8 protein-coding genes are annotated in these 6000 nt (G+C 50.2%); 7 read left to right on the top strand and 1 reads right to left on the bottom strand.

What is annotated here, in order from left to right:
* Positions 1-141 precede the first annotated feature (141 nt).
* The 7 genes from JIN85_RS17575 (at position 142) to JIN85_RS17545 (ending at position 4673) form a co-directional block, all read left to right on the top strand.
* Complete coding sequence (locus JIN85_RS17575; protein WP_200273261.1) at positions 142-687, top strand: tetratricopeptide repeat protein; 546 nt, start codon at positions 142-144, stop codon at positions 685-687.
* A gap of 118 nt (positions 688-805) precedes the next feature.
* A complete protein-coding gene (locus tag JIN85_RS17570; protein ID WP_200273259.1) occupies positions 806-1309 on the top strand; it encodes a hypothetical protein in 504 nt (167 codons plus the stop codon).
* A gap of 268 nt (positions 1310-1577) precedes the next feature.
* Positions 1578-1865 carry a hypothetical protein gene (locus JIN85_RS17565; protein WP_200273257.1) on the top strand — a complete coding sequence of 96 codons (288 nt, stop codon included), beginning with the start codon at positions 1578-1580 and terminating at the stop codon, positions 1863-1865.
* Positions 1866-1949: 84 nt separating this feature from the next.
* The gene (locus JIN85_RS17560; protein ID WP_200273255.1) at positions 1950-2303 is read left to right on the top strand and encodes a DUF6717 family protein; all 354 of its coding nucleotides are present in this window, start codon (positions 1950-1952) and stop codon (positions 2301-2303) included.
* Between the two features lie 150 nt (positions 2304-2453).
* Positions 2454-3020, top strand: a complete 567-nt coding sequence (locus tag JIN85_RS17555) for a hypothetical protein (RefSeq protein WP_200273253.1) — start codon at positions 2454-2456, stop codon at positions 3018-3020.
* 272 nt (positions 3021-3292) lie between these two features.
* Positions 3293-3841, top strand: coding sequence for a hypothetical protein (locus JIN85_RS17550; protein ID WP_200273251.1), 549 nt, complete (start codon positions 3293-3295; stop codon positions 3839-3841).
* A gap of 406 nt (positions 3842-4247) precedes the next feature.
* Complete coding sequence (locus tag JIN85_RS17545; protein ID WP_200273249.1) at positions 4248-4673, top strand: hypothetical protein; 426 nt, start codon at positions 4248-4250, stop codon at positions 4671-4673.
* 512 nt (positions 4674-5185) lie between these two features.
* On the opposite strand, the gene JIN85_RS17540 is transcribed toward JIN85_RS17545, so the two are convergent.
* Positions 5186-5629: a hypothetical protein gene (locus JIN85_RS17540; protein ID WP_200273247.1), complete on the bottom strand. Its 444-nt coding sequence runs from the start codon at positions 5627-5629 to the stop codon at positions 5186-5188.
* Positions 5630-6000 lie beyond the last annotated feature (371 nt).

Genomic DNA, 6000 nt, shown 5'->3' with positions numbered 1-6000 from the left:
ACCCGATCCGAGTCGGATTCGGAGGGTGGCGACAAACCTCAACTAGAATCGGAGGGGCGCTCCCGGTAGCGGGCGCCAGGCCTTTAACGTTAGCCAAAAATGAACCACTTACGCCACCTAGTTTTCGTTATGATTTGCCTAGTGGCTTCGCTGCGCGCCGACACCAGTGACGATTTTACCAAGTATGAAGCCATGGCAGAGAAAGGCGATACTCGAGCCATGATTACGATTGGTCTATATTATCATCAAGGCAATGGAGGCGTTTCCAAGGACTACGAAAAGGCCATGGATTGGTATCTTAAGGCTTACGCCAAATGGAATGGCGACGCCTTTAACAATATTGGAGTTATGTATCGAGATGGCCTCGGAGTTCCGAAAAGCAAGAAAGTTGCCTACTTATTATTTTTAATAGTACATATGGAGGGATTGGGCGACGATGCCACCCAAATTCGCGCTGGCAGAAATCTAAGTCAACTTGCCGAGGAGTTGTCCGAAAGTGATCATAAGGAGGCACTATCTTATACTTTCCCTTATGTGGACCAGATTGTTAAAAGCCGAAGCCAAAACATGAAGATCGGAAAGGGTGTTTTGCCATCGAAAGAAAATATACGATTTAAAGATAACGGATGGTGGCTTGATAGTGAACGAAAGGGACTTCAATTCGATCCACCAGCACCATGGAATTAAAACCGGAGGCTAACCATGCGCTACAAGACAATGCCTATACTCGATACGCCATCTGCTTCGCACCTGTCGCGCCAACACAGGCATGTCTGACCTATAACGTTCAGCAGAAAACTGGCATATGAGAACGCCCATCCTATTACTTTTGCCTAGCTTTGCTCTCGGAGGCGAGCTCAAGACTCTGGAACTAACCTACAAGGAAGGGACGGACGCAAATTACGCAGCCCAAGTTGAAGCGGGCTTCAAGAAGCTTTTGGATTCGGACTCGAAGCTAGCGGCTGAGTTTAAGAAGTTCGAATTTGCGCCCCCAGAGAATACCCGTGGGAGGTATAGCGGCGAACCGAAGGTCCAAGTTCTGACACTTGCCGAATCGGAGCATGTCGATTTCCGTGATAGTGGAGGTTCTAGCCAGTTCGGCAAGACGATCGCGTTATATTTTCGCTTTGACGATGGTATGCACCGTGGGTCGGAGTTCCATAGCGGATTCTTCGCACTTTTCGAGATTAATGGTGATCTGTCGTATCGCCATGTGAAGGATGATGGCTTTGAACTGAGCGATTCGAAGGTTGTTGCGACTTTCAAAGGATTTAGTCGCACGCTGACCGCCCCAGCACCAATCGAATGAAGTAGCCGAACAAGATGTGACAGGCAACGGGCTAAAGCCCTTGCCTGGACATTGAACGTTCTGAAAAAATATCATGAATGACCCAAGGCAGGCAAAATCGAAAGCGACAGCACTCCCAGGATTGGCTGCAATCGGACTCATGGTTACAGGTTGCGCGGGGATTCACCACGCATACGCAACAGGATCAGGAATCGGACTTGCTGCTTCAGCACGTTCGTTTGGTTGCATCCTTGGCGTTATGTTTCTTTAACCGCTCCCATTGATCTTCATGACATACGATTCAGACACTCGAAACCTACTTCGAAGTATTAAGCAAGCGCTCTGGATGATCGTGGCGATCTTGCTGATGCAGGTTGGTTTCGATCTGGAGGGTCTTAGCCGCACGCCGTTTGGCGAGATCATTTTGCTCCTGAGTTTCTGGAGCGGATTCCTTCTTCTACTTTGTAAGTTGATCGGTGCGATGGTCAGGCTGTTGGCACCTACCGAAAGCAAAGAAACCCAAGTCGAACAAGTTGCGGTCGGACAACCCACCACCACGCCCCGAGTCGAAGATTGAACCATGACTAGAACCCTTTACCTTGAGTCGAACTGGCGCTCCCGGTAGCGGGTGCCACCACTTTAACGATAGGCCAAAGATCCAATGACATCCAACTCACTATATGTCCTCAAGCCGTATCGGCACCAGCACGCTTGGGTGTTTGACGATGACAAGGTGGGCCTAGTCGCAGAACCGTTTGTTTTCGGGATCGATACCATGATTGACCGGATGACTGAGTCCATCCCCGGTGCGGAAGAGGGATTTCGGCTCATCTTCTCGACTTCGAAGTTTCCGGGAGCGATGGCAGAACTTCAGTGGAGGCGGGAGGAGGCCGATGGGAATTGGTATTACTCGCCGACCTACGACATCGAGGGTTGGCTGTGTCCAGCTCTCTTCAAGTATTTCGATGAAGCTCCCAAAACTCTCTACGCCAAAGCCGAAGCTCTTTCTTCCTGAACCAAAGAGGCCTATCAAGGCGTCGCTCTCAACACCTGCCCCGCTGCAAGTTCAATCCACTATGTCCATTCAACCCTCAACCCACAGTCGAAGCCTCACCCTCGGGCAGGTGTAAGAGGACTTCGACGTTAGGCAGAAAGAAACAAAGACATGAGAAGATTCATCGCCATACTCGGAATCACAGCGGGCGGCGCAATTGCTTCGCCGAGCGCGCGGTTTGATGCCGCAGATCTCATCGTCCGAGATGGCAACCATTCAATTCGATTGAGCGATGTTCTTGATACTCATCCATTCTACAAGACCATTCACGCGATCCAACGGCGAGGTAGTGATTTTTACGTGGTGTATGGGACATCGGAGCTGAGCCGGGGATGGCCGCCGAAGGGCGGATATTGCGGCTGCGGACTTGAGTCATACATTCGATGGCTCCACATTAACGACGGGAAGATCATTGAGGATCAGGAGGGAAGATACCAATCTTGCGTCAAGAATCGTGATGGATGGGCGATCAACTGGAAGGACGGAAAGTTGGTGTGGAGTAGTGAGGGGCTGGAGCGTGAGGGCGATTCAGCGCCAGCGAAGATAGCTTGGGTCGATTTCACTTGGAGCTATGATCCACAGCACCCGGAACGTGGGATTTCCGAGGTTAAGACCCCATCCAAATGGCAACCAGAACCACCCAAAACCGAACAAGATGTGACAGGCAACGGGCATTGAACGTTAGGCAAAGAAAAGAAACATATGAAAACCACAAGTCGAGGACTCCAGCTTACTTTGGCCACGGTATTCGGTGTACCAGCCTTGCTTTTCGGGCAAGTTGGGACAATCACCGGGGAATGGCGCCAAGGCGATCCGATCAACAACCGTGCCTGTATGTTGCTGACTGATGGCAGAATTGCGTTGAACGAGACGCGAAGTCTCTCCGCGGATGAACTTGCGAATCGCTGCGCTACTGGCCTTCGATTGACTTCGAAGGGTGCATTCGAGGAATGCCAACCACAATTGTCATTCTGATCGGGCTCAAGTCGAACGCACGACTCGAAGGTATTCCCTTAACCGGCTGGCGTGAATACTGGTTTGCTGATACCTCCGCTCTCACTATCAATCGTGTTACGAAATTTCTTGAATTAGGCTCGGTGGAGACGATCACCAAAGTCATTTCGGATACGCCCCTCTGGAATTTGAAAGATCAAAAAGAGATCGACGGATTCAAGTTTCAGGTGGTCGATGGCTATTCGGTCGAGGTGGAACTATTCTCCGGAGGTAAGAGCAAGTGCCTACGCTATTCGAATCCTGACGCATACGAGCAGGTGGAGAATCTTCAATTCCGGGCTGCTCTTCACAAGCTATTGGCCGACCTAGAGCTTTCGTCTGATGAGTTTGTCTATGGATCGAACGAGCTGGATGGTGCCGAGCTGCCGACGTCCCAGAAGAACCAAGCCAAACAAGGCGTCGCACCACAATCCTCTCCCGATTCCGCGTCGGACTCTGAGGGGGGCTCTAACCCTCAACCAGAATCGGAAACGCGCTCCCGGTAGCGGATGTGTGGACTTTGACGTTCTGTAAAAGAATATGAACCTAGATCATCTAGAATTCCAAATCTCAGAACTACATGACCATGTCGGCTCTCTCTTGAATGAAATAAGAGAAGGAAAAATGAAGGAAGATTGTGATGGCGGGCTTGAAGTGAACTTGGGACATTTTTTGGATCATATCTGTTTGGCATGGAATCTTAGAGAGAATACCATCGAGCAGACCGGGGACTTAGACCAAGCAGAGTTTGAGAGAGCATCTAATTCGATACCTAACTTCGGATTGGTGCGGACACTACTCCAAGGCACATACTACGAAACTAAAACACCGAACCAGCCAGGATAGGCAACGCCTTTGGCGCGCCTACCTTTGGCGTTCTCAGAAAAATAGACCATGTCATGCATTCTTAGAGTGTCCAGGGCCGAACTAAATGTTGATGCACTGCTCAGCATTGTGGACTTGAAGCCAGATCGGATTTGGCATCGCGGAGAGTTTCGCCGCGCCAGTAAACCAGAAGGAGAAAAATATAATGATTCTGGTATCACTTTTGTAGCGAGCATTGCCGATTTCGATGAGTTTAGGCTACAACTTGATGAGGCAACGAGTTATTTGGAGACTCATGAACAGCAGATTGCCGTAATCACATCATTCGAGGGCGTTCAGGAAGCGACTCTTGATTTCGGCATCGAGCTGTGTGACGCGTGGATTCACAGCGACATCCTTCCACCTCGATTCCTCAGAGCTGCCGCAGTTTCGGGGATCTCTGTGGAACTATCGCATTACCCGAAGTCTGAAGACAAATACAACAGCAAACAAGGCGCGGCACCCAACCCCTGATCCGCCGCGAGTCAAACTTTTTAAGATGAATATCAACCTTAACCCACAGTCTACGCTCGCCCCCCGGTCAGGGGTTTATGCGCTATGACGTTCGCCTCGAAATGATAAACCAAATCACTGTATCAGTATTGGCGTCACTCGGATTGATGGGGTGCGGTAATATAACAAACGAGCAGGAACAGTTACTCCAAGCCGCACGGCCATCCAGCGATTTCCTGTCAAGCGACAGACGCTTATATCTACGCTGGGTCTCGAAGGCCGCCCTGACCATTTCAGTCATATTGTCAATGGTTGATTATTTTTTTCAGAGACATGGCAACACAGCTCGGGCTTCACGATCACAGCATTTGATGCGGAGCCTTCTAAAATTGATAGTTCCACAATCGAAAGAATCCTCGATCAACCATTTCACACCACTCATAAACCACTTGCACCGAGAAACTCATTTGACTGGTTTGTCGTATCGCTGGGCAAAAGGGATCTTTACTGCTCATGGGAAGGCGAACACGCCCTCACAGGCAACGGGCTAAAGCCCGTGCTTGGACATTGAACGTTCTCCCCAAACTAATGAAGACAAATTCTATCATCTTACCATTGGCCAGCTTTCTATTGATCAGTGGGCCACTGACAGCAGCTACCGTGACTTCAATCCAATCGGTCCAACCATTTAGTGGGACTTCTTCCGAAAGCTGGGAAGATTTTCCCACAGGCTTCTTTACGGATTCCACCCCAGGTACCGTCTCGATTCTGGGAGGAGCAGGAACAGTAACGGGTTCAAGCCTCGCAATCTGGATTTCAGGTAGATTTGGTCCGGATAACTTTGGGCTTGGGCCATTCACTGCCATGACCCATGACGGTTTTCGAGGTTTCGGGAAGAGCAGTTCGATAGACGATGTATCGATGGATTTTCTCACACCTATCACCGCATTTGGAGGATATTGGGGAATCGGCAGCACGACTCGTCCGCTTGGCCTTCAGTTCTTCAACTCCGAAGGAACTCTTGTTGGGACAACAGAATTCTACTACTCCCGCCCCAACAACGACGGAACTCTTGAGTGGCACGGATGGCAGTTGAGCGAGCCCGCGAGTAGGGTCGAGTTTTCAGGGGGCGGTTTTTTCGTCAACGACGCCCTTCAGGTTGTGTCAGTACCAGAGCCGCATGTTGCAATATTGATGGCATTGTTTTGTCTAGCTCGTTTGGGTATCGGAACACGTCTTCGGAGCCATTAGATTCCGGCAGAACCAGAAATGGAACGACATCCTCGTCGAGGAATAGCAAAGGAGAACGGAGAACCAGCTGCAGCACCCAACCGCCTGCCCAGCTCTG

The sequence above is a fragment of the Luteolibacter pohnpeiensis genome (assembly GCF_016595435.1).
In the GTDB taxonomy this organism is placed as follows: domain Bacteria; phylum Verrucomicrobiota; class Verrucomicrobiia; order Verrucomicrobiales; family Akkermansiaceae; genus Luteolibacter; species Luteolibacter pohnpeiensis.
The sequence above is the reverse complement of the archived record's forward strand: the minus strand, read 5'-3'. Positions and strand labels throughout refer to the sequence as shown.

What these genes read in the sequence shown, in the direction of transcription:
- JIN85_RS17570 (WP_200273259.1), top strand. Translation starts at nt 806, where the DNA reads ATGAGAACGCCCATCCTATTACTTTTGCCTAGCTTTGCTCTCGGAGGC.
- JIN85_RS17560 (WP_200273255.1), top strand. Translation starts at nt 1,950, where the DNA reads ATGACATCCAACTCACTATATGTCCTCAAGCCGTATCGGCACCAGCAC.
- JIN85_RS17555 (WP_200273253.1), top strand. Translation starts at nt 2,454, where the DNA reads ATGAGAAGATTCATCGCCATACTCGGAATCACAGCGGGCGGCGCAATT.
- JIN85_RS17565 (WP_200273257.1), top strand. Translation starts at nt 1,578, where the DNA reads ATGACATACGATTCAGACACTCGAAACCTACTTCGAAGTATTAAGCAA.
- JIN85_RS17550 (WP_200273251.1), top strand. Translation starts at nt 3,293, where the DNA reads ATGCCAACCACAATTGTCATTCTGATCGGGCTCAAGTCGAACGCACGA.